Source organism: Mycobacterium angelicum (genome assembly GCF_002086155.1).
Taxonomy (GTDB): Bacteria; Actinomycetota; Actinomycetes; order Mycobacteriales; family Mycobacteriaceae; genus Mycobacterium; species Mycobacterium angelicum.
On the sequence record NZ_MVHE01000028.1, the window covers coordinates 16,454 to 42,478 of the forward strand.

At 68.0% G+C, this 26,025-nt stretch carries 23 protein-coding genes; 11 read left to right on the forward strand and 12 right to left on the reverse strand.

What is annotated here, in order from left to right; genetic code table 11:
* Positions 1-10 precede the first annotated feature (10 nt).
* On the forward strand, positions 11-4,156 hold the full coding sequence (locus BST12_RS33470) for a PE family protein (protein WP_245850368.1): 4,146 nt from the start codon (positions 11-13) through the stop codon (positions 4,154-4,156).
* Here BST12_RS33470 and BST12_RS16935 read toward each other — a convergent pair.
* Genes BST12_RS16935 through BST12_RS16945 form a run of 3 tightly spaced genes read right to left on the reverse strand, consistent with a single transcriptional unit; the run spans position 4,153 to position 7,630 of the window.
* Positions 4,153-4,992 carry a transglutaminase family protein gene (locus tag BST12_RS16935; protein ID WP_083114321.1) on the reverse strand — a complete coding sequence of 280 codons (840 nt, stop codon included), beginning with the start codon at positions 4,990-4,992 and terminating at the stop codon, positions 4,153-4,155. The genes BST12_RS33470 and BST12_RS16935 overlap by 4 nt on opposite strands.
* Entirely contained in the window at positions 4,992-5,969 is a 978-nt protein-coding gene (locus tag BST12_RS16940; protein ID WP_083114289.1) for an alpha-E domain-containing protein, read from the reverse strand. The genes BST12_RS16935 and BST12_RS16940 overlap by 1 nt, the downstream gene beginning before the upstream one ends.
* The gene (locus tag BST12_RS16945) at positions 5,969-7,630 is read right to left on the reverse strand and encodes a circularly permuted type 2 ATP-grasp protein (protein ID WP_083114290.1); all 1,662 of its coding nucleotides are present in this window, start codon (positions 7,628-7,630) and stop codon (positions 5,969-5,971) included. The genes BST12_RS16940 and BST12_RS16945 overlap by 1 nt, the downstream gene beginning before the upstream one ends.
* Before the next feature lie 125 nt (positions 7,631-7,755).
* Between BST12_RS16945 and rpsT the strand changes: the two genes are divergently transcribed.
* Positions 7,756-8,019 carry a 30S ribosomal protein S20 gene (gene rpsT, locus BST12_RS16950; RefSeq protein WP_083114291.1) on the forward strand — a complete coding sequence of 88 codons (264 nt, stop codon included), beginning with the start codon at positions 7,756-7,758 and terminating at the stop codon, positions 8,017-8,019.
* Between the two features lie 7 nt (positions 8,020-8,026).
* Here rpsT and holA read toward each other — a convergent pair whose 3' ends face one another.
* The 3 genes from holA to BST12_RS16965 are packed head-to-tail and all read right to left on the reverse strand — an operon-like array spanning position 8,027 to position 11,389.
* Positions 8,027-8,968 carry a DNA polymerase III subunit delta gene (gene holA / locus BST12_RS16955; protein WP_139801732.1) on the reverse strand — a complete coding sequence of 314 codons (942 nt, stop codon included), beginning with the start codon at positions 8,966-8,968 and terminating at the stop codon, positions 8,027-8,029.
* Between the two features lie 31 nt (positions 8,969-8,999).
* Positions 9,000-10,520, reverse strand: coding sequence for a ComEC/Rec2 family competence protein (locus BST12_RS16960; RefSeq protein ID WP_372511089.1), 1,521 nt, complete (start codon positions 10,518-10,520; stop codon positions 9,000-9,002).
* Between the two features lie 29 nt (positions 10,521-10,549).
* Positions 10,550-11,389 (reverse strand): ComEA family DNA-binding protein, encoded by an 840-nt coding sequence (locus BST12_RS16965; protein ID WP_083114292.1) that lies wholly within the window; start codon positions 11,387-11,389, stop codon positions 10,550-10,552.
* Positions 11,390-11,649: 260 nt separating this feature from the next.
* Here BST12_RS16965 and BST12_RS16970 point away from each other — a divergent pair, with 260 nt between their 5' ends.
* From BST12_RS16970 to BST12_RS16990, 5 genes are all read left to right on the forward strand, one after another.
* Positions 11,650-12,060: a phage holin family protein gene (locus BST12_RS16970; RefSeq protein ID WP_083114293.1), complete on the forward strand. Its 411-nt coding sequence runs from the start codon at positions 11,650-11,652 to the stop codon at positions 12,058-12,060.
* On the forward strand, positions 12,047-12,316 hold the full coding sequence (locus BST12_RS16975) for a DUF3618 domain-containing protein (protein ID WP_083114294.1): 270 nt from the start codon (positions 12,047-12,049) through the stop codon (positions 12,314-12,316). The genes BST12_RS16970 and BST12_RS16975 overlap by 14 nt, the downstream gene beginning before the upstream one ends.
* Positions 12,317-12,378: 62 nt before the next feature.
* Positions 12,379-13,536 (forward strand): acyl-CoA dehydrogenase family protein, encoded by a 1,158-nt coding sequence (locus tag BST12_RS16980; RefSeq protein WP_083114295.1) that lies wholly within the window; start codon positions 12,379-12,381, stop codon positions 13,534-13,536.
* 7 nt (positions 13,537-13,543) lie between these two features.
* Positions 13,544-14,662, forward strand: coding sequence for an acyl-CoA dehydrogenase family protein (locus BST12_RS16985; protein ID WP_083114296.1), 1,119 nt, complete (start codon positions 13,544-13,546; stop codon positions 14,660-14,662).
* 5 nt (positions 14,663-14,667) lie between these two features.
* The gene (locus BST12_RS16990; protein WP_083114297.1) at positions 14,668-15,090 is read left to right on the forward strand and encodes a PPOX class F420-dependent oxidoreductase; all 423 of its coding nucleotides are present in this window, start codon (positions 14,668-14,670) and stop codon (positions 15,088-15,090) included.
* Positions 15,091-15,092: 2 nt separating this feature from the next.
* On the opposite strand, the gene BST12_RS16995 is transcribed toward BST12_RS16990, so the two are convergent.
* Positions 15,093-16,259, reverse strand: coding sequence for a GNAT family N-acetyltransferase (locus BST12_RS16995; RefSeq protein WP_139801727.1), 1,167 nt, complete (start codon positions 16,257-16,259; stop codon positions 15,093-15,095).
* Positions 16,260-16,345: 86 nt separating this feature from the next.
* Between BST12_RS16995 and BST12_RS17000 the strand changes: the two genes are divergently transcribed.
* From BST12_RS17000 to BST12_RS34285, 4 genes are all read left to right on the forward strand, one after another.
* On the forward strand, positions 16,346-17,404 hold the full coding sequence (locus tag BST12_RS17000) for an NAD(P)H-dependent amine dehydrogenase family protein (protein WP_083114325.1): 1,059 nt from the start codon (positions 16,346-16,348) through the stop codon (positions 17,402-17,404).
* A 268-nt stretch (positions 17,405-17,672) separates the two neighbouring features.
* On the forward strand, positions 17,673-18,113 hold the full coding sequence (locus BST12_RS17005) for an MmpS family transport accessory protein (protein WP_083114326.1): 441 nt from the start codon (positions 17,673-17,675) through the stop codon (positions 18,111-18,113).
* Entirely contained in the window at positions 18,110-21,031 is a 2,922-nt protein-coding gene (locus BST12_RS17010; protein WP_083114299.1) for an MMPL/RND family transporter, read from the forward strand. The genes BST12_RS17005 and BST12_RS17010 overlap by 4 nt, the downstream gene beginning before the upstream one ends.
* A 90-nt stretch (positions 21,032-21,121) precedes the next feature.
* Positions 21,122-22,651, forward strand: coding sequence for a PecA family PE domain-processing aspartic protease (locus BST12_RS34285; protein ID WP_083114300.1), 1,530 nt, complete (start codon positions 21,122-21,124; stop codon positions 22,649-22,651).
* Here BST12_RS34285 and BST12_RS17020 read toward each other — a convergent pair.
* The 5 genes from BST12_RS17020 to nadD are packed head-to-tail and all read right to left on the reverse strand — an operon-like array spanning position 22,648 to position 25,924.
* On the reverse strand, positions 22,648-23,499 hold the full coding sequence (locus BST12_RS17020) for a DegV family protein (RefSeq protein WP_083114301.1): 852 nt from the start codon (positions 23,497-23,499) through the stop codon (positions 22,648-22,650). The two genes, BST12_RS34285 and BST12_RS17020, sit on opposite strands and share 4 nt — an antisense overlap.
* Positions 23,496-24,245 carry a diglucosylglycerate octanoyltransferase gene (octT, locus tag BST12_RS17025; RefSeq protein WP_083114302.1) on the reverse strand — a complete coding sequence of 250 codons (750 nt, stop codon included), beginning with the start codon at positions 24,243-24,245 and terminating at the stop codon, positions 23,496-23,498. Before octT ends, BST12_RS17020 begins: the two co-directional genes overlap by 4 nt.
* Complete coding sequence (gene gpgP / locus BST12_RS17030) at positions 24,235-24,906, reverse strand: glucosyl-3-phosphoglycerate phosphatase (RefSeq protein ID WP_083114303.1); 672 nt, start codon at positions 24,904-24,906, stop codon at positions 24,235-24,237. Before gpgP ends, octT begins: the two co-directional genes overlap by 11 nt.
* Complete coding sequence (gene rsfS, locus BST12_RS17035) at positions 24,903-25,274, reverse strand: ribosome silencing factor (protein ID WP_083114304.1); 372 nt, start codon at positions 25,272-25,274, stop codon at positions 24,903-24,905. Before rsfS ends, gpgP begins: the two co-directional genes overlap by 4 nt.
* A complete protein-coding gene (gene nadD, locus BST12_RS17040; RefSeq protein WP_264062897.1) occupies positions 25,271-25,924 on the reverse strand; it encodes a nicotinate-nucleotide adenylyltransferase in 654 nt (217 codons plus the stop codon). Before nadD ends, rsfS begins: the two co-directional genes overlap by 4 nt.
* Positions 25,925-26,025 lie beyond the last annotated feature (101 nt).

Below are 26,025 nucleotides of genomic sequence, written 5' to 3' on the forward strand. Positions count from 1 at the left end.
AGGACAGCGCATGTCGTTCGTGGTCGCGGGTGCCGAAGTGATGTCGGCGGCGGCCGGCGACCTGGCGGGACTCGCCTCCACGTTGCGCTCGGCCAGCGCGGCGGCGGCGTTACCGACCACCGGGTTGGTTGCCGCCGGTGCGGACGAGGTGTCGGCAGCGGTGGCCTCGCTGTTCACCGGCAACGCGCAGGCCTATCAGTCGTTGAGCGCGCAGGCTGCGGCTTTTCACGAGCAGTTCGTGCAGTCGCTGCTAGGCAGTGCGCGCTGGTATGCCGCCGCCGAAGCGGCCAACGCCTCGCCGCTGCAAGTGGTGCTCGATGCGATCAATGCCCCCACCCAGCTGCTGCTGGGCCGCCCGTTGATCGGCAACGGCGCCGATGGCGCGCCGGGTCAAAACGGCGGGGCCGGCGGGCTGTTGTTCGGCAACGGCGGTGCCGGCGGGGCCGGTACCGCGGGACACCCCGACGGCGGCAGCGGTGGATCCGCCGGGCTGTGGGGCAACGGCGGGGCCGGCGGAGCGGGACTGGCCGGTGCGGGCGCGGGTGCTGCGGGCGGCCGCGGCGGTAACGGCGGAGCCGGCGGCTGGCTGTATGGGTCCGGCGGCTCCGGTGGGGCCGGGGGTGTCGGGGGCGCCGGAGCGGCCAATCAGGCCGGCGGCGCCGGCGGTGACGGCGGCGCCGGCGGCAGCGCCGGCCTGTGGGGCACCGGCGGTGCCGGCGGGCAAGCCGGCACCGGCGGCGATGGCGGGGCCGGCGTCAACGCGACAAGCAGCCAGGCCGCGACGGGTCAAGCGGGCCTCAATAGCCCGCAGGGCAACGGCGGGCTCGGCGGCACCGGCAAGGACGGTTTGGCCGGGCAGACCGGTGGCGTCGGCGGCGCCGGCGGCGCGGTCGTCAACGGCGCGTCTCTGGGCCTGACCGGTGGCAACGGCGGTACCGGCGGTGCCGGTGGACTCGGCGCGAACGGCGGCGACGGCGGGGGCGGGGGCTCCGCCACCGCGACCGCCGGAGTGGGTGCCACTACCACCGGCGGCGACGGCGGTATAGGTGGGGTCGGCGGCGACGGTGTGGCCGGCGCCGTCGGCGGCGCCGGCGGCAACGGCGGTGCCGGCGGCCATGGCGGATGGCTGTTCGGCCCCGGCGGCCAGGGCGGGGCCGGCGCCAACGGCGGTGTCGGCGGCGCGGCCGCTGCCGGTGCGACCGGCGGGACCGGCGGCCAGGGCGGTGACGCCAGCGTCGCGTTCGCCACCGCAACCGCCTACGGCGGCTCCGGCGGTCCCGGCGGCGCGGGAGGTAACGGCGGTGTCGGTGGGGCCGGCGGCGCCGGCGGCAACGGCGGCGCCGGCGGGGGCGCGGGATTCTTCAGCCCTACCGGCGGCGGGGGCGCCCATGGCGCAGGTGGTGCCGGCGGCGGCGCCGGCGCCAGCGGCGCCGGCGGGGCCGGAGGCCAGGGCGGAACCAGCGGAACCGCGGCACTCGACGGCCAAGCCGGCGCGACCGGCCCCCTTGGTCAACCGGGCGCAACGGGCGTGGCCGGCGCCAGCGGTGTGGACGGAGTTTCCGGCGCGTCTGGGCTGCAGCAGGTGATAGCCGCGGCCAACGAGCCCGCGCAGAGTCTGTTCGGCCGGCCGCTGGTGGGCAACGGCGCCAATGGCGGACCCGGACAAGACGGCGGACCCGGCGGACTGTTGTACGGCAATGGCGGCAACGGCGGGGCCGGTACCGCGTCGCACCCCGACGGCGGCAACGGCGGATCGGCCGGGCTGTGGGGCAATGGCGGGGCCGGCGGCGCCGGTCTGGCCGGCACCAGCGGCAGCGCGGGTGGTTCAGGCGGCAACGGCGGCAACGGCGGGTGGCTGTTCGGCGCCGGCGGTGCCGGCGGCAACGGCGCCATCGGTGCGGCCGGGCTCACCAATCAAGCCGGCGGCAACGGCGGCAATGGCGGTCACGGCGGCAGCGCCGGCATGTGGGGCACCGGCGGTGCCGGCGGGCAAGCCGGTGCCGGCGGCAACGGCGGCGCCACGGAAAACGTGGTAAGCGGACAGGCGCTGGCCGGTAACCCCGGCTCCGGCAGCGCAGCCGGCAACGGCGGAATCGGCGGCACCGGCCAGGACGGCGCCTCCGGCCAGAGCGGCGGTGTCGGCGGCGACGGCGGCACCGTCAGCAACGGCGCAACTACCTTCCTTGCCGGCGGCGACGCGGGCAACGGCGGCGCGGGTGGCTTGGGGGCGCCCGGGGGCAACGGCGGTATCGGCGGGGCCGTCACCAACTCCGGTGACGTCACCGCTACCGGTGGCGCCGGAGGTGCCGGCGGCCACGGCGGCGTCGGCACCAATGGCGCCGCCGGCGGCAACGGCGGCAACGGCGGCAACGGCGGACGTGGCGGATGGCTATTCGGCAACGGCGGGACCGGCGGAGCCGCCGCCAACGGCGGTAACGGAAGTTCCGGTGCGGCCGGTGCTGCCGGCGGCATCGGCGGAGCGGGCGGCTCCGCCACGGTCGCCGCGAACGCCGGCCCGGCCTACGGCGGCTCCGGTGGGCCGGGCGGCAGCGGCGGTGACGGCGGCACCGGCGGCGCAGGTGGCGCCGGCGGCACCGGCGGCGCCGGCGGCGCCAGCGGCCTCTTCGGCGACCCTGGGGCCGGTGGCACTCACGGCGCGGGCGGCCACGGTGGCGGCGGCGGTGACGCCGGCGGCGGCGGAGCCGGTGGTGCCGGCGGCAGCGCAGCCTGGCGCAACGGCGAGGGCGGGCAAGCCGGCCCGTCCGGCCACGCCGGCGCTAGCGGTTCAGGCGGCGCTAGCGGCCTGGACGGCGTCGCCGGAGCTTCCGGGCTGCAGCAGACGCTCGCCGCGGTCAACGCACCCGCCCAAGAGTTGTTCGGCCGCCCCCTGATCGGCAACGGCGCCGACGGCGGTCCCGGACAAGACGGCGGCGACGGCGGCCTGTTGTTCGGCAACGGCGGCAACGGCGGAGCCGGCGACGCGACTCACCCCAACGGCGGTCAGGGCGGAGCCGCCGGGCTCTGGGGCAACGGCGGAGCCGGCGGAGCCGGGGTCGCGGGCACCGCCGGCAACCCCAGCGGCAATGGCGGCAACGGCGGTAGCGGCGGATGGCTCTACGGCTCAGGCGGGGCGGGCGGAGCCGGTGGCAACGGCGCCACAGGCGCGGCCAATCAGCCCGGCATCGCCGGCGGTAGCGGAGGCAACGGCGGACACGCCGGAATGTGGGGCAGCGGCGGCGCCGGCGGTCAAGGCGGTGCCGGTGGTCTCGGCGGCGCCGGCCAGAACAACCCGAGCGGAACAGCCAGCGCCGGTCACCCGGGGGACAACACCGACACCGGAATCGGCGGCATCGGCGGCATCGGCCAGGCCTGCAGCTTCGGGCAGACCGGGGGCGTCGGCGGCGGCGGCGGAACCGGCGGATGGCTGTTCGGCAACGGCGGACTGGGCGGCATCGGCGGCGCCAATGGCGGCACCGGCGGCATTGGCGGCAGCACCGGGCTATTGGGCACCGGCGGGACCGGCGGTGCCGGTGGTGTCAACGCCACTCCCGGCGGCGTGGGAGGTTTCGGCGGCCTCGGCGGTGACGGCGGATTCCTCTTCGGCAACGGCGGCACCGGCGGCGCCGGCGCCACCGGGGACACCGTTGGCGGCAGCGGCGGCGACGGCGGGGGTTCGTGGTTGTTCGGCAACGGCGGCACCGGCGGTGCCGGCACCGCGGCCACCAACGGTCTGGGCGGCGCCGGCGGGAATGGCGGCCGTCCCGGGTTCCTGTTCGGCTTCGGTGGCAACGGCGGAACCGGCGGCGACGGAACTTCCGGCGGCTTCGGTTCCGGCGGCCACGGTGGAGACGGCTACGGCGCCGGACTATTCGGGGTGGGCGGCGCCGGTGGCGCCGGCGGGTCCGGCGGCGGCTTCGGCGGCAACGGCGGCGCCGGCGCGTTCATCGTGGGCAACGGCGGCGTCGGCGGCGCGGGCGGCGCGGGCAACACCGTCAGCCCCACCGGTGGAACCGGCGGCGCCGGCGGTGATGCCCGGTTCATCGGCGACGGGGGCAACGGTGGTCCCGGCGGAGCGCCCGTCGGCGCCGGCGCGCATGGTCTCGGTGGCCCGGGTGGAGCCGCCGGGTTGCTCGGCCAGCCGGGTCATGCCGGCTAAGCCAGCCTGGTGATCTCCACATCCACGTCCAGGTCGGTCGCCCCGCGCCCGGAGTAAATGCCTTTCAGCGGTGATACGTCGGTGTAGTCGCGGCCCACACCGACGCTGATGTATTGCTCGTTGATCTCGGTTTCGTTGGTGGGGTCGTAGTTCCACCAGCCGCCGGTCCAGGCCTGTATCCAGGCGTGGCTGCGCCCGTCGACGGTCTTTCCGATCACCGCCTCGCGCTTGGGGTGCAGATATCCCGACACGTAGCGTCCCGGAATTCCCATGCTGCGCAACACCATTAGCGACAAGTGCGCGAAATCCTGGCACACACCCTTGCCTTTCTCCAAGGCATCCAGGCCCGAGGAATGCACACCCGTGGTGCCGGGGAGGTAATCCATTTCGGTGCGGGCCCAGCGCGCCGCTGCGACGACGGCTTCGGCGGGCTGGTGCGTTTTCATGAGCCGTTTGCCAACGGCCGCAACGCGTTTGCTCGCCGGGGTGTGCGCGGTTGGTTGCAGCACTTCGTCGAAACGGTCGATCACCGCCACCGACTCGAGGTCAGCCCAGCCCGCGGTGGCCGTCGGCGGCTCCGGGCGCTCGGTCTCCACGACCGACGAGGACGTCACCGTCAGTTCGGTGTGCGGCGCATGCAGGTCGAACGCTGTGACCGCGGTACCCCAGTAGTCGATGTAGCGGTAGGACCGGGTGGCCGGAATGGTCTCGACCCGATTGAGGATGACGTTCTGCCGGGTGTTGGACCGCGGGGTCAGCCGCGCTTCGTTGTAGGAGGCAGTGACCGGCGACTCGTATGCGTAGCCGGTGGTGTGCACCACCCGCACCCGCCACATCAGATGTCCCCCGGCCTGGCCGCCAGCGGGCCGCGCTGGCCGGCGTCCGACCACGCGACCCACGGTGCTGCGTGAAAGTACTGCAGTGCCAACGCATCTCCCACATCACGGCAGGTTGTCTGCAGGCTCGCCAATCGGTGCTCCAGTGATTCGAGGAGAACGCCGGGCTGCACGAATTCCAGTTCGCTGCGGGCCTGACCAAGCAGTCGCTGCGCCTCGGTGGTGGACCCGATGCGGCTCTGCGGATTGTGCAGCAACTCGTCGAGGTTGTGTTCGGCCAGCCGCAGCGAATAGTAGACCGAACGCGGGAAAAGCCGGTCGAGCATCATGAATTCGACCACCCGGCCCGCGTCGAGCACACCGCGGTAGGTGCGCAGGTAGGTGTCGTGCGCACCCGCCGAACGCAGCAGCGTCACCCACGCCGGCGACGAAGCACTGTCGCCCACCCGCGACAGCAGCAGCCGTACCGTCATGTCGACCCGCTCGATCGCGCGGCCCAGCACCATGAAGCGGTAGCCGTCGTCGCGCGAGAGCGTCGAGTCGGCCAGGCCGGCGAACATCGCCGCGCGGCCTTCGATGAATGACAGAAACTCGTGCGGCCCAAGGCGTTTGGCGGCACGTTCGCGTTCAGCAAGAGCATGGTAGGTGGTGTTGATGCACTCCCAGGTCTCGCTGGAGGTGACTTCGCGTGCAGACCTTGCGTTTTCGCGCGCCGCGGAGATCGCGTCGACTATCGAGCAGCCGCCCTGGGTATTGGGATTGAAGGCCACCAGATCCGTCAACGACCAGACGTCCAGCTCGTGGTCGGGCGGTTCGATGCCCAGCACCCGCAGCAGCAGCCGGGAGGCCTGGTCGGGGTCGACGCTGGAATCCTCGAGCAGTTGGTGCACGGCGATGTCCAGGATGCGCGCGGTGTCGTCGGCGCGCTCGACGTAGCGCCCGATCCAGTACAGGGCCTCGGCATTGCGGGCCAACATCAGCGGATCGCTCTCTGTTGCTGTTGCTGCTGGGGTTGTTCGCCCTGAGTGAGCAATTGGGATTGGGCCGTCTGGCCGTCCGGCTGTTTTTCGGACAGCGGCTGCGGCAGCGACCGCACCACTTCGGCGGCTCCCAGCTCACGCGCGCCCGTCGAGGTGCGCGGCGCCAGCACCCAGGTGTCCTTGGAGCCCCCGCCCTGGCTGGAGTTGACCACCCGGGACCCCTCTACCAGCGCAACCCGCGTCAAACCCCCCGGCAGCACCCACACGTCGTGGCCGTCGTTGACCGCGAAGGGTCTCAGGTCGACGTAGCGGGGCGACAGGGTGCCTTCGATCCGGGTCGGCACCGTCGACAGTTCCATCATCGGCTGCGCGATCCAGCTGCGGGGATCGTCGCGGATCTTCTTGCTGACGGCATCCAGTTCCTTCTCGGAGGCATCCGGGCCGAACACGATGCCGTAACCGCCGGACCCCTCGACCGGCTTGAGCACCAGCTCCCGGATCCGGTCGAGCACCTCTTCGCGTTCGTCGTCCAGCCAGCAGCGCAGCGTCTCCACGTTGGCCAGTAGCGGCTTCTCGCGCAGGTAGTACTCGATCATCGTCGGCACATAGGTGTAGACGAGTTTGTCGTCGCCGACTCCGTTGCCGATCGAGCTGGAGATCACGACATTGCCGGCGCGGGCGGCATTGACCAGGCCCGCCACCCCGAGCATCGAGTCGGCGCGGAATTGCAGCGGGTCCAGGAACACGTCGTCGATGCGTCGGTAGATGACGTCGACCTGGCGCTCGCCCGCGGTGGTGCGCATGTAGACCTGGTTGTCGCGGCAGAACAGGTCGCGGCCTTCGACCAGTTCGACGCCCATCTGCCTGGCCAGCAGCGAGTGTTCGAAGTACGCCGAGTTGTAGACGCCCGGGGTGAGCACCACGACGGTCGGGTCAGCCTCGTTGGTGGCCGCGGAATTGCGCAGCGCACGCAACAGATGCGATGAGTAGTCGTCCACCGCCCGCACCCGGTGGGTGGCGAACAGGTTTGGGAACACCCGCGCCATGGTGCGGCGGTTCTCCATGACGTATGAGACGCCAGAGGGCGAGCGCAGATTGTCCTCGAGCACCCGGAAGTCGCCGCGATCATCGCGAATCAGGTCGATGCCGGCCACGTGGATGCGCACGCCGTTGGGCGGCACGATGCCGACGGCTTGGCGGTGAAAGTGCTCACAGGACGTGATCAGCCGGCGCGGAATGACGCCGTCGCGCAGAATCTCCTGGTCACCGTAGATGTCGTCGAGGTACATCTCGAGAGCCTTGACACGCTGGGTGATGCCTCGCTCCAGCCGGGTCCATTCGGCGGCCGAGATCACCCGGGGCACCAGGTCCAGCGGGAACGGCCGTTCCTGGCCGGAGAGGGAGAACGTGATGCCCTGGTCGATGAACGCGCGGCCCAGCGCGTCGGCGCGGGCCTTGAGCTCCGGCGGTTGCGAAGGTGCCAGTTCGGCGTAAATGCCCTTGTAGGGACCCCGGACGTTGCCCTGAGCGTCGAACATCTCGTCGAAGGCCATCGAGTAGCCGTCCGACGTGTTGTAGCCGTCGAAGATGCGTTCAGAACGGGCAGGTGGTCCCGGTCTGGTCGCCTCTAGCGGGTTGGAAAGACTCACCTGTGACATGCTGCCTCAATCCGACATTCCGGCAGGCCAGAGGTTCGTATTTTGGGCGAAAACGTAACCGACTGCTAACCTGGGCAGTCGCTGTCAGCAGAATCGACGTCAATAACAAATGAGGGAACTAACGCGTGGCCAACATCAAGTCGCAGCAGAAGCGCAACCGCACCAACGAGCGCGCCCGACTGCGCAACAAGTCGGTGAAGTCCTCACTTCGTACCGCGGTCCGCGCGTTCCGTGAAGCTGCCCACTCCGGCGACAAGGAGAAGGCCGCCGAATTGCTGGTCTCGACCAACCGCAAGCTGGACAAGGCAGCCAGCAAGGGCGTGATCCACAAGAACCAGGCGGCCAACAAGAAGTCTGCGCTGGCGCGCTCCTTGAACAAGCTCGGCTGACTCGGGTTTAGTCAGCTACCAGCTCGGCGACCTTGCGCACGGCCGATTCCAGCGCGTAGTCCGCATCGGCTACCGCTCCTTTTACATTGGCGTTGAGTTCGGCCACCAGCTTCATCGCAATCGCCACCGAATCACGCGACCAGCGCCGCGCCTGCTTTTGCGCCTTTTGCACTCGCCAGGGCGGCATGCCCAACTGCCCCGCCAGACGATAGGGATCGCCGGACAGGGGACCCACCCGACCGATGGTGTGCACGGCTTCGGCCAGCGCGTCAGCCAGCACTACCAGCGGCTCGCCGCGCATCATCGCCCACCGCAGCGCCTCGGCGGCGCCCGCCACATCGCCCGCTACCGCCTTGTCGGCGATGTCGAAGCCCTTCACCTCGGCTTTGCCGCTGTGATAGCGGCGGACCGCGACGGCATCGACTGCACCACCGGTGTCGGCCACCAATTGCGAACAGGCCGAAGCGAGTTCGCGAAGGTCGGAGCCGACGGCGTCCAGCAGGGCGGTCACCGTCTCCTCGTCGACTTTGACGCGCGACGAGCGGAACTCCTTGCGAATGAAGTCGACGCGTTCGCTGGCCTTGGTGATGCGGGCACACGGGTACACCTGGGCGCCCAGCGACTGCAGCTGTCCGGCCAGGGCTTTGGCCCGGCCTCCGCCGGAGTGCACCACCACCAGCAGCGTGCCCGCCGGCAGATCGGCGGCGGCCGAAGCGATCAGCGCAGCCGCTTCTTTTCCAGCCTCACCAGCGGCTTCCAGTACGACGATCCGCTCCTCGGCGAACAGCGACGGGCTGAGCAGTTCAGCGAGCTCGTACGTGCTGACGTCGCCTGCGCGCATCCGGTTGACCGGTATGTCGTCGGTGCCGCCGCGCTTGCGGGCCAACCGCAGTACCTCGGCCACGGCCCGCTCGACCAGCAGTTCTTCATCGCCCAGGACCAGGTGCAACGGCGAATCTTCGCTCACGCCCACGATGGTGTCACGACGGTCCGACGGCTCCGGACAGGGTCCAGGCCAGCAGGCACACGACGAAAACGACCGTCGCTCCGGACAGCGCCGCGCGAAACCACCGCCATCGCCACGTCGCAACGACGAACACGGTGACGCCGCCCACCACCAGCAACCCCGGCACACCCGCCGGAACCGGCACCGTCGCCGCGGGCAGGCCGGCGGCCCAGTGCGCCACATGCACCACCCACCACACTTCGGGCCCGGTGAACCGGATCAACAGCTGCGCGGCGGCCGGACACGGGATGACCAGTACGGCAGCGGCGCTGCCCAGCACCGTGATCGGTGCGATGACGGCGGCCACGGCGAGATTGGCGACGACGGCCACCACGCTGAAGCGCCCCGATATCGCGGCGACCAGTGGAGCGGTGACCACCTGCGCTGCCCCGGCCACGGCGATCGCGTCCGCCAACGGCTTGGGGCAGCCTCGCCCGACCATGCGGTGTGACCACCGGGGCGCGATGAGCACCAGTGCCGCCGTCGCGATGACCGACAGCGCGAAGCCCACGTCGACGGCCAGCTGCGGCGCCACGGCCAGCAGCAGCAACACCGTCGCCGACAGCGCCGGAATCGCTTGCCGCCGACGTGAACTCACCAGCCCGGCCAGCGCGATGGCGCCCATTACCGCCGCCCGCAACACGCTTGCCGTCGGCTCTACGACGATGACAAACGCCACCAGTGCGATGGCCGCCAGTGCTGCCGCCGCGCGCGGGCCGATCAAGCGCGCCGAGAACAGCACCGCGGCGCACACGATCGTGACGTTGGCCCCCGAGACCGCGGTCAGATGCGTCATGCCGGCCGCGCGGAACTCACCGCTGGTCTCGACCGCAACCGCCGAGGTGTCACCGAGCACCAGGGCGGGCAGCATTGCGGCCTGATCGGCAGGCAACACCTGGTGAACAGCCGCACTGAAGCGGCCCCGGACGGTATGTGCGATCCGCTGGATCAGGCCGGCCTGACCGGCAATCGGGCGGCCCGTCGCATTGAGCACCGCAACCGTCAGGTCGTGACGAGTCGGGCGGCTGATGGTGGCGGTGAACCGCATCGGCCGGCCCACCATGAGTTCGCTGAATTCGGTGGCCCGCGCGAAAACCACTACGCGACCGGATATCTCGTCGTCGCGCAGCCGCTGCAGGGTGGCGCGAAACATCAGCCGGCCTCGGCCCAGCGGCAGCGCGCTTTCGCTGGGCGTGACTGTCACCGGGGCCGAGGTGCCGAACGCCGCGATGATCGGGTGGTGAGCGACCGCGTCGGCGCGCAGGGCGATCGCCAGCCCGTAGCCCGCACCGACCACTCCGATTGCCACCAGAGCCGAGCTGATCGCCGCCAGCCCCGGCCGGCGCGCCGCACACCACCACAGCGCGCCCGACGCGGCGGCCAGCCCGACACAGCACACCGCCGTCGCGGCCCCGATCGGCCACAGAATTCCGGTGGCGGTGACGAGCCAGCTCGTCGCTGCGGCCGGCACCAGACGCACATCGAGGTGGGCCACCTGGCCGCCAACCGGTTGGCGCACCGACGTCAGACACGGACCAGCGCACGAAGCTTGTCCAGCCGCGCCGGGCCGATGCCGTCGACGTCGCCGAGCTGGTCGACACTGGTGAACCTGCCGTTGGCCTGCCGCCACGCCACGATCGCTGCGGCGGTGACCGGTCCGACCCCGGGCAGGGCGTCCAGTTGCTCCACTGTGGCGGCATTGAGGTCGAGTGCTTCACCTGGTTTCGCCCTGCCCGAGGTTTTGGGCGGCCCCGACGCCGCCGTGGTGGGCGTCCCGGAGCCGACCGAACTTCCCAGTGCACTCGGCTGCCCTGAGACCGGCGCGAGACCGACCACGATCTGCTCCCCGTCAGCGAGCTGGCGGGCCATGTTCAGGCCGATGGTGTCCGCACCGTCGACTGCACCACCGGCGGCGCCTAGCGCGTCGGCAATCCGTGCGCCCGGTGCCAGGGTGACCAGTCCGGGTTTGTGCACCAATCCGACCACGCTGACCACCACCGGCCGGTCCGGACTCACGGGAGTTGCCGAAGATCTGGCGCCGGTGGTCGAAACACGTTCCACTGCAGGCAACTTCGCCGACATGACCGGCGAAGGACGATCACGCACCAAGGTGAATACGGTGACCAGCACGGCGAGGGCGGCTATCACCGCCAGCCCGATGGCACCGGCCCGGCCGGGATCGGCCCGCACTTTGGCCAGCCAGCCCTGGCCGCCAGAGGCATCGGGAAGCCAGCGCGGCAGCAGAGAGTTCGGGTCGTCCTCGGGTTCTTCTCCGCAATCCCCGGATCCGGTCGCGTCAGCGTCGGCAGGCGGATCGGCCCCGAGACGTCGGTGCAGTCGCTCGGCGGGAAGTTCTGTTCGCATGCGCCGACCGTAGGCCGACGGGCCGCCACCACGGTCCCGCCGCAGACCGCCGCAACGGCTGGCTGTGGATGGAGCCATAACTGTGTATCAACTCGGGTACCAACCCGGCGCCGGGCAGGTTTGGCAACCGATAGCGCGGGTAGCCCGACGCCATGAGCCTGGCTTTGATTACTGGCGCATCCAGCGGAAGCTGTCAAAGCCGCAGCCAACCGGATGATGCCGATCCCGGTGGGCAACAAGTCAGGACGGAGGTAAGCCTCATGAGTTTGGACGCGACACCGAACTCCGACGCCTCGATCGGAGAGCTGATGGCCCAGCTGTCGTCGCAGACATCGCGGCTTGTCCGTGACGAAATGCGGTTGGCGCAGAAGGAACTTCAGCAATCGGCAAAGCACGCTGGTGCCGGGGCGGGCCTGTTCGGAACGGCCGGACTGCTCGCGTTCTTCGGGCTGGCCAGCCTCATCGCGGCCGCCATCGCCGCTCTGACGTTGGCGCTGCCGACCTGGGCGGCCGCCCTCATCGTGGCGGGCGGGCTGTTCGTGGCCGCCGGGGCGGCGGCGCTGTTCAGCAAGCGCCAGGCCCAAGAGGTAACTCCGCCGGCACCGCACACCGTCGCCAGTGTCAAGAAGGACATCCAGGAAGTGAAAGACGCGCGCCATGACCGGAGCTGAACGCACACCACCACCGGCCGAGCCCGGACCCGACGCCAGCATCGACGACATCCAAGCCGATATCCGGCATACCCGCGACCAGCTCGGAGCCACCGTCGAAGCGCTTTCGGAGAAGGTCTCCGACAAGGTCGATGTGGTCGAAAAAGCGCGGGTGAAAGCGCGGGCTGCCGCACCATCGTTGGCGATAGCCGCGTCGTTGGCCGCCGTCTCGGTGATCGCCCTGGTCTGGTGGCGGCGCCGCGGCCGACCCGGTTGACGTTTGGTGACGTTCGGCGCCTAACGTGCAAAGGCAGGACCGCCTGACGAAGGAGGCTGCCAATGAAGCTGGCGCTGACATCCGACGAAGCCGACTTCCGCGACGAGCTTCGCACCTTTTTCACCACGCAGATCCCCGCCGAAATCCGCGAGCGGGTTCGTCAGGGCGAGTCGTTGACCCGCGACCAGATCATCGCCAACCACAAGATCCTGCACGAAAACGGGCTCGCCGTGCCGAACTGGCCGGTCGAATGGGGCGGCAAAGACTGGACTCCCACCCAGCACCAGATCTGGAACGACGAGATGCAATTGGCCAGCGTCCCCGAGCCGCTGAACTTCAACACCAAAATGGTGGGCCCCGTCATCGCCGAATTCGGATCCCAGGAAATCAAACAGCGTTTCCTGCCGCCGACGGCCAGCATGGACATCTGGTGGTGCCAAGGCTTCTCCGAGCCCGAAGCCGGCTCCGACCTCGCCTCGCTGCGCACTGCGGCGGTGCGCGACGGCGACAGTTACGTCGTCAACGGTCAGAAGACCTGGACCACACTGGGCCAGTACGCGGACTGGATCTTCTGTTTGGTGCGCACCGACCCGCAGGCACCCAAGCGGCAGGCGGGCATCTCGTTTCTGCTGATGGACATGAAGACGCCGGGCATCACGCTGCGGCCGATCAAGACGATCGACGGCGGCGTCGAAGTCAACGAGGTGTTCTTCTCCGATGTCCGGGTGCCCGCGGATCAGCTTGTCGGAGAAGAGAATCAGGGCTGGACGTACGCGAAGTTCCTGCTGGGCAACGAACGCACCGGCATCGCCCAGGTGGGCCGAACCAAAGTCCGTCTCGCCGAAGTGAAACGGCACGCCGCAGCCAACGGGTTGCTCGACGATCCGCTGTTCGCGGCGCGGCTGGCCGAAGCCGAAAACGAAGTGCTGGCACTGGAACTCACCCAGGCACGGGTTGTTTCCGGCTCGTCGGGCGGTAAGCCCAACCCGGCGTCCTCGGTCCTCAAGTTGCGTGGCAGCCAACTGCAGCAGATCGCCACCGAGTTGCTTGTCGAGGTGGCCGGACCCGATGCGCTGCCCGTCGATGCGAGCCAGATCGCATCACAGGAATGGGCGCAAACCAGTGCGCCGCACTACCTCAACTACCGCAAGACCTCGATCTACGGCGGCAGCAACGAGGTGCAGCGCAACATCATCGCGTCCACCATTCTCGGATTGTGAGGCAGACATGGACTTTCAGTTGAGCCAAGAACAGGCCCTGCTTCGCGACACCACCCGCGACGTGCTCGCCCGCAGCTACGACGCGGAGAGCCGCAACAAGGTGATCGACACCGAACTCGGCTGGAGCCGCGAGGTCTGGAGTCAGCTCGCCGACATCGGCATCCTGGGCCTCGGGTTCGACCCCGACGAGTCCGGCCAGATCGAGGTCATGGTGGTGCTCACCGAAGTCGGTCGACGGTTGGCGCCCGAACCCGTCGTGCACGCCGCGCTGGCACCCGGGGGGCTCGTCGCCGAACTGGGTACCGACGCGCAGCACGAGCTGCTCGACGAAGTGGCCGCCGGCCAACGTCTCCTGGCGTTCGCGCACCTGGAACCGGGCCGGCGCAAGCCGTCCGCGCAGGCAGCGACCAAGGCTGTGCGGCAAGGTGATTCGTGGACCGTCAGCGGGCACAAGAACCCGGTGCTCGCCGGTGACAGCGCCGACACCCTGGTTGTCAGCGCGGCGTTGCCCGACGGCGGCACCGGCTTGTTCCTGGTCGACGGCTCCGAGGCCGGCCATGCCGTAAGCCGAACTGCCTACCGCACCTTCGACAACCAGCGCGGCGCGCAGATCGAGCTGAACGAAGCGCCCGCCGAACCGCTGGGCGATGCGGTCGACGCATCCGCCGCCATCGGCAATGCCCTCATCCGGATTCAGTCGGCGTTGTGCTCCGAGGCGCTGGGCGCCATGGAAGAAGCCTTGAGGCTCACTACCGATTACCTCAAGACACGCAAGCAGTTCGGCGTCACGCTCAACAAGTTTCAGGCGCTTACGCAGCGCGCCGCCGACATGTACGTGTCGCTGGAGCTGGCCCGCAGCATGAGCCTGTACGCCGCGATGTCGATCGCCGACGGCAACTTCGATCCGGTGATCGCCTCGCGCGCCAAATTGCAAATCGGCCGCTCGGGACGGCACATCGGGCAGGAGGCGGTTCAGCTGCACGGTGGCATCGGCATGACGGCCGAATACCCGGTGGGCCACTACCTGGCCCGGCTGACCGCGATCGAGCACACGCTGGGGTCCACGCACGACCACCTGCAGGTCCTCATCGACCACATCGCCGACTACGAGCTGGCCAGGCTCTAACCACAATGGCCGAACTGTCCACCAAGGAAGTCGCATTCCTCTCCGAGGGGACCCGCACCGGGATGTTCGGTTTCGTGGCCTCGGATGGTCGGCCACTGGCCACTCCGGTGTGGTTCGTGGTCGAGAACGGCGAACTGGTCTTCACGACTCACCGCGATACACCTAAAGGCCGTGCGGTGCAACGTGATTCGCGAGTGGTGATCTGTGTCGACGACCCGCACCCGCCCTATTCCTTCGTTCAGGTGCAGGGCGTGGCAACGGTGATCGAAGACCCGCAGAGCGTGCTGGACGTCGCAACCCGAACGGGCGCCCGCTACATGGGAGCCGAGCGTGCCGATGAGTTCGGCCGTCGCAACGCCGTTCCCGGCGAAGTCGTGGTCCGGGTGCGTCCCACCAAGGTCATCTCCGGATTCGATATCAGCGACTGACCTCAGAACTCGAACGCGGTCTGCGCGGGAACCTCGGCGGCAAAGGCGTAATCCAACCTCCGCACCTGTCCGGAATCCTTGGCGCGCAAGCGGTTTGCCGCGGCCAGCGTCGACGCCGGATGCACGCCCAGGTAGAGACTGCCCAGGACATCCAGACCCAGCTCGACGTCCGCCGCGGCTTGGGTCGGGGCACACCGCGCCCGCCCGTCCCGGATCTCCAGCGTGTATCGGCCGGCGCCGGACACTTCCAGCACGACCGCCAATTCCCCGGCATAACCGCGCGCCTCGAGCGCGGCCGGTATGTCCATGAGGCGCAACCACAGCCCGTCCTGGCGCCACGTAGTGCGGGCCAACCGGGTGTCGGTGAGCAGAAACGGCACCGGGTCCTGCGGGTGGCTGAGGACGCTGACGCGCTCCATCGAGTCCAGCCCGAGCAGCGCCCGCCACAGCGCGCCATGTGCGCCGGCGGTGAGCGCCCTGAGTTCGCCGACGCGGGCCAGCTTGGCATCGGTACGGTCCACCCGGTACAGCGCGTAGCCGTCGGGATGCAGTAGCGCAAAAGTCTCGCGCTCGCCGGGCTGCCGCTCGGTCAGCAGACCGTCCCAGAGCACCTTCGGACGCAGCAGCCCACCGGGGACCTGCGTGCGCCAGCGCTCGTAGATCTCCTCCAGCTCTGCGCGGCAGTCATCCGGGCGGACCAGCCGGACCCGTCCGCCCTGCGATGCATCGGGGTGGAATACGGCGAAACGCCGGTCGATCGTCAGCTCCTGCACCACCGTGGCCGGCCCATAGCCGAAGCGCCCGTATATGCCACCCTCGCTGGCATGCAACGCGGCCAGCGGGTAACCAGAACTGGCCATCCGGCAATGCAATTCGGCACACATCGCGCGCAGCACACCGCGGCGGCGGTGCGTCGGCGCCACCGCGACGAAGCTCAGCCCGGCCGTCGGCAGCACAGCACCGCCCGGCACCGTTAGCCGCAGGTCCATATAGAGCGCCATCCCGACCACATCTGGACCGTCACGGACCACTACCGCGCCGTCGGCGGGCACCAGTGTGCGCATCGCCTCGGCCGACTCGGGGCCGATGAAGTCGGTGAAGCTGGCCCCGGCCAGAAAATACATTGCCGGCCAGTCGCCCTCGGCCGGACTACCCACAGTCACCGTCACGGGAACCGACTGTGGCACACACCCGCACCTATGTGCATCCGAATATTGCGGCGATAATGGCTCCCGTCCCCGGCAAAGGAGTCTTGATGAGCACAACCAGCCCAGACCGCCCACTGAAGGTGATCCAGTGGACCACCGGAAATATCGGGCGACGATCGCTGCACGCCATCATCGGCCGGCCCGACTTCGAACTCGTCGGCGTGTACGCGCACGGGGCGGACAAGGTCGGTGTGGACGCGGCCGATCTGGCGGGCTGGCCGGAACCAACCGGGATAAGCGCCACCGACGACATCGACGCCCTATTGGCATTGAGAGCCGATGCATGTTGCTATAACCCGTTGTGGCCCAACATCGATGAGCTGGTGCGCTTGCTGGAGTCGGGTGTCAATGTGTGCACCAGCGCGGCCTGGATCACCGGCGGCAAGCAGACGCCGCAAGATCGCCAGCGCATCGCCGAAGCGTGCGAACGCGGCCAATCGACCATCTTCGGCAGCGGCGCGCACCCCGGGATGACCAACATGGTCGGCATGGTGCTCAGCGCCTCTTGTGAGCGGGTCGACGAGATCCGCATCACCGAGTCGGTCGACTGCTCGACGTACGAATCGGCGGAAACCCAAAAGGCGATGGGCTTCTCGCAGGACCCCGATACCCCGGGATTGTCCGAAAGCGTGCGGCGCGAAAGTGAGGTCTTTGCCGAGTCGGCGGCGATGATGGCCGACGCCATCGGCGCAAAGCTGGATCGGATGACGTTCGACGTCAGCTTCACCGCCGCCACCGCCGACACCGACCTTGGGTTCATGACGATCCCGGCCGGAACCGTGGGCAGCGTCTACGGCTATCACCGCGGCTGGGCAGGCGACCGCAACGTCGTCAGCGTCGGATTCAACTGGGTCATGGGCGATCACGTGGTCCCGCCGAAACCGCTGGAACATGGTCACGTCATACAGATCTTCGGTCTGCCCAACATGCGCACCGTGTTGCATTGTCTGCCGCCCAAGGATTGGACCGAGCCCGGGTTCATGGGCCTGGGCATGATCTACACCGCGATGCCCGTCACCAATGCGGTCCCGGCGGTGGTGGCCGCCAAGCCGGGGATCGCCACACTCGCCGATCTGCCGCCGGTCACCGGCCGGATAGCGGGTTAGGTTGGCTCAGGAGTACGCCGAGCCTGCAATTTCGCAGACCCCTACTCGCACATTGTCTGCAAATCCGCAGGGTCGACGTGCCGACGACCACCACTGACTAGGTGCGCGCCCCCCGGAGAACGCTTACGTGCACTAAGAGTTAGGATACTTAGCCGAGCAAATATTCTGTCGTTTTCCTCGCGACGGCGCTGGAAGCAAGCTCCCCGATGGGGCGTTACAACCGAACATCGGTGCCCGGGAACTCGGAGAGGCGGTGGCTGTGACATCGATGAGATCGGCTATTACCCGCGGGATGAAGCGGGCCTGGATACCACTGGTGCTGGTGGTCGTGCTCGCGGTCTCCGGCCTGGTGGTGTCGCGGCTGCACAAGATCTTCGGCTCCCAGGACCTCAACGCAAACGCCGGCGCCGGAATCGAGATCGTGCAATTCAATCCGAAGGTCGTCCGCTACGACGTTTCCGGGCCGCCCGGGACCACCGCGAACATCAACTATTGGGACGAGAACGCCAACACCCACCAGGTCAACGCGGCCCCACTGCCGTGGTCGTTCACGATTTCGACCACGCTGCCCTCGGTGAGCGCCAACATCATGGCCCAAGGCGACGGTAGCCAGATCAGCTGCCGTATCACCGTGGACGGGGTGGTACGCGAACAAAAAAACGCCGACGGCGTCAACGCCCAGACCTTCTGCCTGGTGAAGTCAGCATGAGCGACCTGAACAGCAAGAGCCACGTCAGCGCCGAAGACACGGCCGACAGCGGGCCGATCACCCCGGGCAGCGCCGAAGCCCAACCCGAGCACGGACACCGCCCGGTCATCCCGCACATGATCCGGTTGTTCGCGGTACCGATCATCCTGGGCTGGGTGCTGCTCACCGTCGTCGTGAACGCCATCGTGCCGCGGCTGGAAGTGGTCAGCGAGGAGCATGCGGCGCCGATGACGCCGCTGGATGCGCCGTCGATGAAGGCGATGATGCTGCTGGGCCACAACTTCCGAGAATTCGATTCCAACAGCACGGTGATGATCGTGCTGGAAGGTCAGCAGTCCCTGGGCGACGATGCACATCGCTACTACGACAACCTGATTCGCCAACTACGTCAGGACCCCAAGCACATCCAGCACATCCAGGACTTCTGGGGGGACCGGCTCACCGCTGCCGGCGCGCAGAGCGCAGACGCCAAGGGTGCTTATGTGATGTTGAACCTGGCCGGCAATCAGGGCACGACGCTGGCCAACGAATCCGTTGAAGCCGTTCGCAAGGTGATCGAACGCAACCAGGCACCCCCCGGGGTGAAGGCCTATGTCACCGGTCCGGCAGCACTTTCCGACGACATGCACATCATCGGAAACGCCAGCCTGGCCAAGATCACCATGTTCACTTTGGGCGCCATCGCGGTCATGTTGCTGCTGGTGTACCGCTCCAGCGTCACCACGCTGGTGCAGCTGTTCATGACGGGCATCGCGCTGGCCTCGTCGCGCGGAATCGTGGCAGTTCTGGGCTACCACAACGTATTCGGGCTCACCACGTTCGCCGCGAACATCCTCACGATGCTCGCGATCGCCGCCGGAACCGACTACGGCATCTTCCTGGTGGGCCGCTATCAAGAGGCACTGCAAGCCGGCGAGGATCGAGAAACGGCGTACTACACCACGTTTCGTGGGGTGGCGCCGGTGGTGCTGGGGTCCGGCCTGACGATCGCCGGGGCGACGTACTGCCTGAGCTTCTCGCGGCTGCCCTGGTTCAACACCATGGGCGCGCCGGTGGCGATCGGCATGCTGGTGGTCGTGCTGGCCGGGCTCACGCTGGGCCCGGCCGTCATCTTCGCCGGCAGCAAGTTCGGGCTTTTCGAACGCAAGCGGTCGGCCAAGGGGCAACTGTGGCGGCGAGTCGGTACCGCCGTAGTGCGTTGGCCCGCACCGATTCTGGCGCTCAGCTCCGCTATCGTGCTCATCGGCATGATCGCTCTGCCTGGCTATGTGACCAGTTACAACGACCGCTACTACCTGCCCACCTCAGCCCCATCCAACGTCGGGCAGGCGGCCGCCGACCGGCACTTCTCCCAGGCCCGGATGAATCCGGACATGCTGATGGTCGACGCCGACCACGATATGCGCAACCCGGCCGACATGCTGGTGCTGGACAAAGTCGCCAAGAACGTGCTTCGCGTCGTCGGCATCGCGATGATTCAGGACATCACCCGGCCGCTGGGAATTCCCATCCAGCACAGCTCGATACCGTTCCAGAACAGCATGCAAAGCCAGACGACGATGCAGAACATGGCCTTCCTGAAGCATCGCATGAACGACATCCTCAAGATGGCCGACCAGATGCAGTTCATGATCGAGACCATGCAGCGCATGTATCAAGTGACGCAAGACCTTTCGCGTGCCGCCGACGACAGCGCACGAACCACCGCGGAAACCTCGGCCATTACCGACGAATTGCGTAACCACATCGCGGATTTCGACGATTTCTGGCGGCCGATCCGCAGCATGTTCTACTGGGAGAAGCATTGCTTCGATATTCCGATGTGCTGGTCGTTCCGGTCGCTGTTCGACTCGCTCGACGGGTTTGACCAGCTCGCCGAGAAGTTCCACGAGCTCTCCACCGACATCGGGCGCACCGCCTCGGCCACCCACGAGATGCTGACCCTGATCCCGCCGATGATCGCGACGATGCAGACGACCAAGAACCTCACGCTGACGATGCACGCCACCTTCCTGGCGATGCTCAACCAGATGGAGTCGATGAGCGACACGGCCATCGTCATGGGGCAGAGTTTCGACGCATCCAAGAACGACGACTTCTTCTACCTGCCGCCCGAGGCGTTCGACAACCCCGACTTCCAGACCGGCCTGCGAATGTTCCTCTCGCCCGACGGCAAATCTGCTCGCTTCTTCATCACCCACCAGGGCGATCCCATGACGCCGGAAGGGATTTCGCGGGTCGACGCCGAGCGAACCGCCGCACAGGAGGGGCTGAAGCAGTCCTCGCTGTCCGACGCCAAGATCTATCTCGGGGGTACCGCCGCCACCTTCAAAGACATGCACGACGGCGCCAAATATGACCTGATGATCGCGGTGGTATCGGCACTGACCCTGATCTTCATGATCATGCTGCTGCTGACTCGAAGCGTGGTCGCGGCGCTGGTGATCGTCGGCACCGCGGCCAGTTCGATCGCCGCGTCGTTCGGTCTGTCGGTGCTGATCTGGCAGGACCTGTTCGGCATCAAGATCCACTGGATCGTGATGGCGCTGTCGGTCATCATCCTGTTGGCCGTCGGTTCGGACTACAACCTGCTGCTGGTGTCCCGGTTCAAAGAGGAGATCCACGCCGGACTCAAGACGGGAATCATCCGGTCGATGGCCGGCACCGGTGGGGTGGTGACGGCCGCGGGCCTGGTGTTCGCCTTCACCATGGCCTCCATGCTGGGCAGCGAGCTGCGGGTGCTGGGCCAGTTCGGGTCCACCGTCTGCATCGGTCTGCTGCTCGACACCTTGATCGTGCGCACGCTGCTGATGCCGTCGATCGCCACATTGCTGGGCCGCTGGTTCTGGTGGCCGCAGGTGGTGCATCCGCGTGGCGAAGACAACGTACGAAGGGTCGGGGCGCCAGCAGCAGTCTGATCGGAGCGCTTGCTCCGCACAGTTTCTTTACTACACTGTCAACATCCGCGGCTGGTTGGGGTGACCGCTGATTGACGGGAGGGGGCTGACATGTCGGTTCTGCTGGTGAATCCAGACTATTTCACCTCGGCCACAACGGATTTGGAGAACGTCGGCGCATCGATGAGGTCGGTGAATACCGCCGCCGCCATCCCTACCACGGCGCTGGAGGCCGCCAGTCTCGACGAGATTTCGGTGGCGATCGCCAAGCTGTTCACCGAGCACGGCCAGCAATATCAAGCTGTGGCCGGTCAAGTCGCGGCCTCCTATGAGGAGTTCACCAGCAATCTCGCGTTCGCCGTGAAGTCCTATCTGGGCGCCGAGCTAGCCAACATCGGGCAGTTGATCCCATTCGGAGTCGACGCGGTCAACAACCCCTTCCGGGAACTGACCGGCCGTCCGCTGTTCGGTGACGGGGCCGACGGCTACACCAACGCGCAAGGCATCGGGACGCCCGGCGGCGCCGGCGGGTGGCTGTTCGGCAACGGCGGCACCGGCGGCACCAGCACTCGCGCCGGAGTCGCCGGGGGTGCCGGCGGGGCCGGCGGATTGTTGTGGGGCAACGGCGGCACCGGCGGCAAGAGCGTCTATGGCGGAGCACCCGGGGGGGTCGGCGGGTCCGCGATCCTGATCGGCGACGGCGGCACCGGGGGGGCCAGCGGACCCGGCGGTATCGGCGGCGCCGGCGGCCATGCGGGGTTGCTGTGGGGACAAACCGGGGCACCGGGCCTCAGTACTCTGCTTTCGCCGAACCAAACGCTCATCTACATAGATCAATTCGGCAACCCGATCCTCAACATCTCGATCGGTGGCGGGCCGAGTTCGCCCGTCATCGTCGACTCCGGCGCCACGGGTCTGGTGGTTCCGCCGCAATACGTGAATCTGGCATCCCTTGGTACGCCCACCGGGACCGGGAGCGTCAGCTACGGCCTGGGCAGCTCGGGCCGGCTGTTCGTCAATTACCAAACATTCCAGACGACAGTGAATTTCGGGAACGGAATCGTCACCGGCCCGACCACCGTCGGCGTGGCGAACGCGGCATATTTGGGAGACCCGTCCCATCCTGTGGCGCTTTCGTCGCTACCCGCCTATCTGGGTGTGGGCCCCAACAACGGGTTTCCGTTCTCCACCCCCACGAACGCGGCATTGCCCACCAACATGAATCAGGGCGTGCTGCTGAACATGCCTCGCGGCCTGGTCGAGTTCGGTCCCAATTCGCTGCCGACGCATGTCCCGCTCAATGGCGCGCCAGGCACAGTCGTGCAGGTACAGATCAACAATCAGCCGGTGCAAACCGTGCAGGCATACATCGATTCCGGTGGTGCCTCCGGAAGCATCCCACAGTCGCTGGTGCCGGGCATTGCCGTCGGCAATCACCTGCCCGAGGGAACGACCATCACGGTCTACACGATCAACGGTGTGAAGCTGTATTCGCAGACGGTTACCGCGGCGCACTCGCCGGTGGTCGTGGCTTCGGGCAACGTGTTCAACACCGGGAACTATCCGTTCTCGGTCGGACCCATCTACATCTGGAACGACACCCCGGTCGGTACCACGGTCTTCGACACGTTGACCACCTAATCGGCGCCCTGCTCGGCTAATTGCAGGCAGACCGCGACAGCGCCGGCACCCACGTGCAGTGCCAGTACCGGCCCCAACGGGTTGACGATTGCCTTGCCGAACGCCGCCTCGCACGCCGGTAGCCGCTCTGCCAGCGCGGCGGCCACATCATGGGCACCCTCCGGGTTGGCAACGTGATGCACCGCCAGCGCGGCGGGACAATCACCCACCACCTCGCAGACCTGGTCGAGCATCGCCGCCGTCGCATGCTTGACGGTACGAACCCGTTGCGCCAGAACGAGTTTGCCGTCGTCGACACGCAGCAGCGGCTTGAGCGAGAGCGCGGTGCCCAACCATGCTTTCGGCCCGCCGATGCGGCCGCTGCGGCGCAGGTTGTCCAATCGGTGGACGACGATAAACGCATGCGTGCGGCTCACCGCGGCACCCGCGGCGTTCGCGGCGGTGTCCAGATCGGCGCCGTCGGCCGCGGCACGCGCGGCAGCCAGCGCGATGAAGCCGGTGCCCATCGCCGACGACTTCGAATCGACCACCCGGATGGCCGGGTCAAGGTCGGCGGCAGTGCGTTCGGCGTTGCCGAAGGTGCCCGATAGCGCCGACGAAAGGTGCACCGCCACCACACCGTCACCGTCGCTGTCGGCCAGCGCACGCTGGTAGGCGTCGGCCAATTCGGCGGGTGTGGCAGCCGCCGTCGTTGCATGACACTTGTAGATGTCGTCGGGGATCTCATCCACGCCGTCGCGCAGGTCAGCGCCGTCGAGCAGGATGTGCAGCGGAACTTCGCGGATCCCCCACCTGTCGCGCAACTCGACCGGCAACCGGGCCGACGAGTCGGTCACGACAACGATCACGAGCGCGGTTTCTCGGTCGGCACGCCGGCTTCGGCCAGTGCCTTGAGCATCAGTTCCGCGACGGCCTGATGAGCCTCGAAATTCCAGTGGATACCGTCCGGGTTGCCTTGGCCGCTCATAACCTGTTCGGCCACAGCCGCTTTGAGGTCGACCAGCGGAATATCATGGCGCTCAGCCCATTCCGTGATAGCCGTGACGGTGCCCTCTCTGCCGTGGTGGGCCTTGCCATACGTCTCAGCGATATGCACCGACGGCAGGGACGCCACGATGGGGATGCCCGGACGATTGAAATCGATTGCACCGCGGGTCTGTTCGAGGTATTCGGCGGTCAAACGCGGCGGCAACGCGGGCCGGGCGATCGGCGACAGCCGCGGCTGAACCCACCCGTAGCCGTCGCGGACCCAGCGCCGCAGCCACGGTGGCCGCACGTAACGGATGAGCTCGCGCAGTGCCGTCGGCAACACCGACGGCAGCGAATCCATGCCGCTGGTAGCGAAGACCACCGCGCCGGCTTTCGGTAGCGCCGCCCAGGACCGCGGGTCCTGAGTGGCCGCCCACCAGACATCCCGGCAGGTCCAACCGATGCGACCCACCAGCTCCAAGTCCCAATCCAATTGCGAGGCAACGATATTGGGCCAGATACGCGGGTCGTCGGCGGGCAGTCCGCCGGTGGGCCCATAGTAGGCCAGCGAGTCGGCGAAGACGAGCAGTGTCGGCTTCGAAATGGCAGCAGGCTCAGAGGACATCGTTGGAGACCTGCGCCGAAGCGTTCCACACATCCAGGCGCCACCGGATCGAATCGAAGTCGGCGTTCGGTTCCGAGTGACCGCTCAACTGCACCCAGCTGCAGTTGCCCATACCGCCCAAAATCGGCCAATTGGCCACCGGCAGCTTCAGCAGCGCGACCGATAGCGCGGCGATCAGGCCGCCATGGGCCACCAGCACCACCGGCCGCTCCGGCTGAGCGGCGTCACCCCATTCCGGTTCACCGGACACCAACTCGGTCACCACCGGCAGGCTGCGGGCGGCCACGTCCACTCTGCTTTCCCCGCCGTGCGGCGCCCAGGTCGCATCCTCGCGCCACGCCAGCCGGGCGCCCGGGGACTCGGCGTCGATGTCGGCGTGCGTCAGGTCCTGCCAGTCGCCGAGGTGGGTCTCGCGCAACCGCTTGTCCACCCGGACTCCCAGCCCGGTCCGCTCCCCCAGCTTGATCGCCGTGTCATAGGCACGCCGCAGATCCGACGACACGATCAGCAGTGGCTGAAGTTTGCCCAACACCTCGGCTGCGGCGACTGCCTGGGCTCGGCCCAAGTCGCTCAGCTGGGTGTCCAACTGGCCCTGCATCCGGCTGCCGAGGTTGTAGTCGGTTTGCCCGTGTCGCAACATCACCAGCCGGCGCATCGTCATGACGCGCTTCCCGACAGGTCTACCGGCACCACCGGGCAGTCGCTCCACAGCCGGTCAAGGGCGTAGAAGTTGCGGTCGTCCTGGTGCTGGATGTGCACCACGATGTCGCGGTAGTCCAACAGCGTCCAGCGGCCTTCGCGGGCGCCCTCGCGGCGAGCCGGCTTGTAGCCGGCCCGGCGCATCTTTTCCTCCACCTCGTCGACGATCGCGTTGACCTGCCGCTCGTTGGACGCCGAGGCGATGACGAAGCAGTCGGTGATGACCAGTTGCCCGGAGACGTCGATGACCACCACGTCGTTGGCGAGCTTGGCGGCCGCGGCTTCGGCGGCAACCGTGGCCATGTCGATGGCTTCCTGGTTGGCGGTCATACGTTGTTCCCCGCGGGCAGAATCGTTGTGGAACGGGCACTTTCGGCTGGCGGTGTGCGGTAGAGCCGGCGTTTGGAGACGTATTGCACCACACCGTCGGGCATCAGGTACCACAGCGGGCGGCGCTGTTCGGCGCGCAGCCGGCAGTCGGTCGACGAGATCGCCAGTGCCGGGATCTCGACCAGGGTCAGCGCGCTTTCGGCAAGTTCGCCCAGGGCGCCGGTGATGTGGTCGCGGCGTAGCTCGTAACCGGGCCGGCTGACGCCGATGAACCGCGCCAGGTCGAACATCTCCTCCCAGCCCTGCCAGGTCAGAATCGACTCCAGCGCGTCGGCGCCGGTGATGAAGTACAGCTGCGCGTCCGGGTTGCGGGCATGTAGGTCGCGCAGCGTGTCCTTGGTATAGGTAGGCCCGGCGCGGTCGATGTCGACCCGGCTCACCGAGAAGCGGGGATTGGAGGCGGTGGCGATCACCGTCATCAGATACCGGTCTTCGGCCGCGGAAACATTGCGGTCCTTCTGCCATGGCTGGCCGCTGGGTACGAACACGACTTCATCGAGGTCGAACTGGTCGGCCACCTCGCTGGCGGCAACCAGGTGGCCGTAATGGATGGGGTCGAACGTCCCACCCATCACTCCGAGCCTGCGCAGGTGCTTTTGCACGGTTTGCCAGCTTACTTGAGCACCCGATGCAGCTCAGCTCGCGTAAAGACATACCAACGTCTTGCTTGAATGCAGCGCCGACAGCCCGC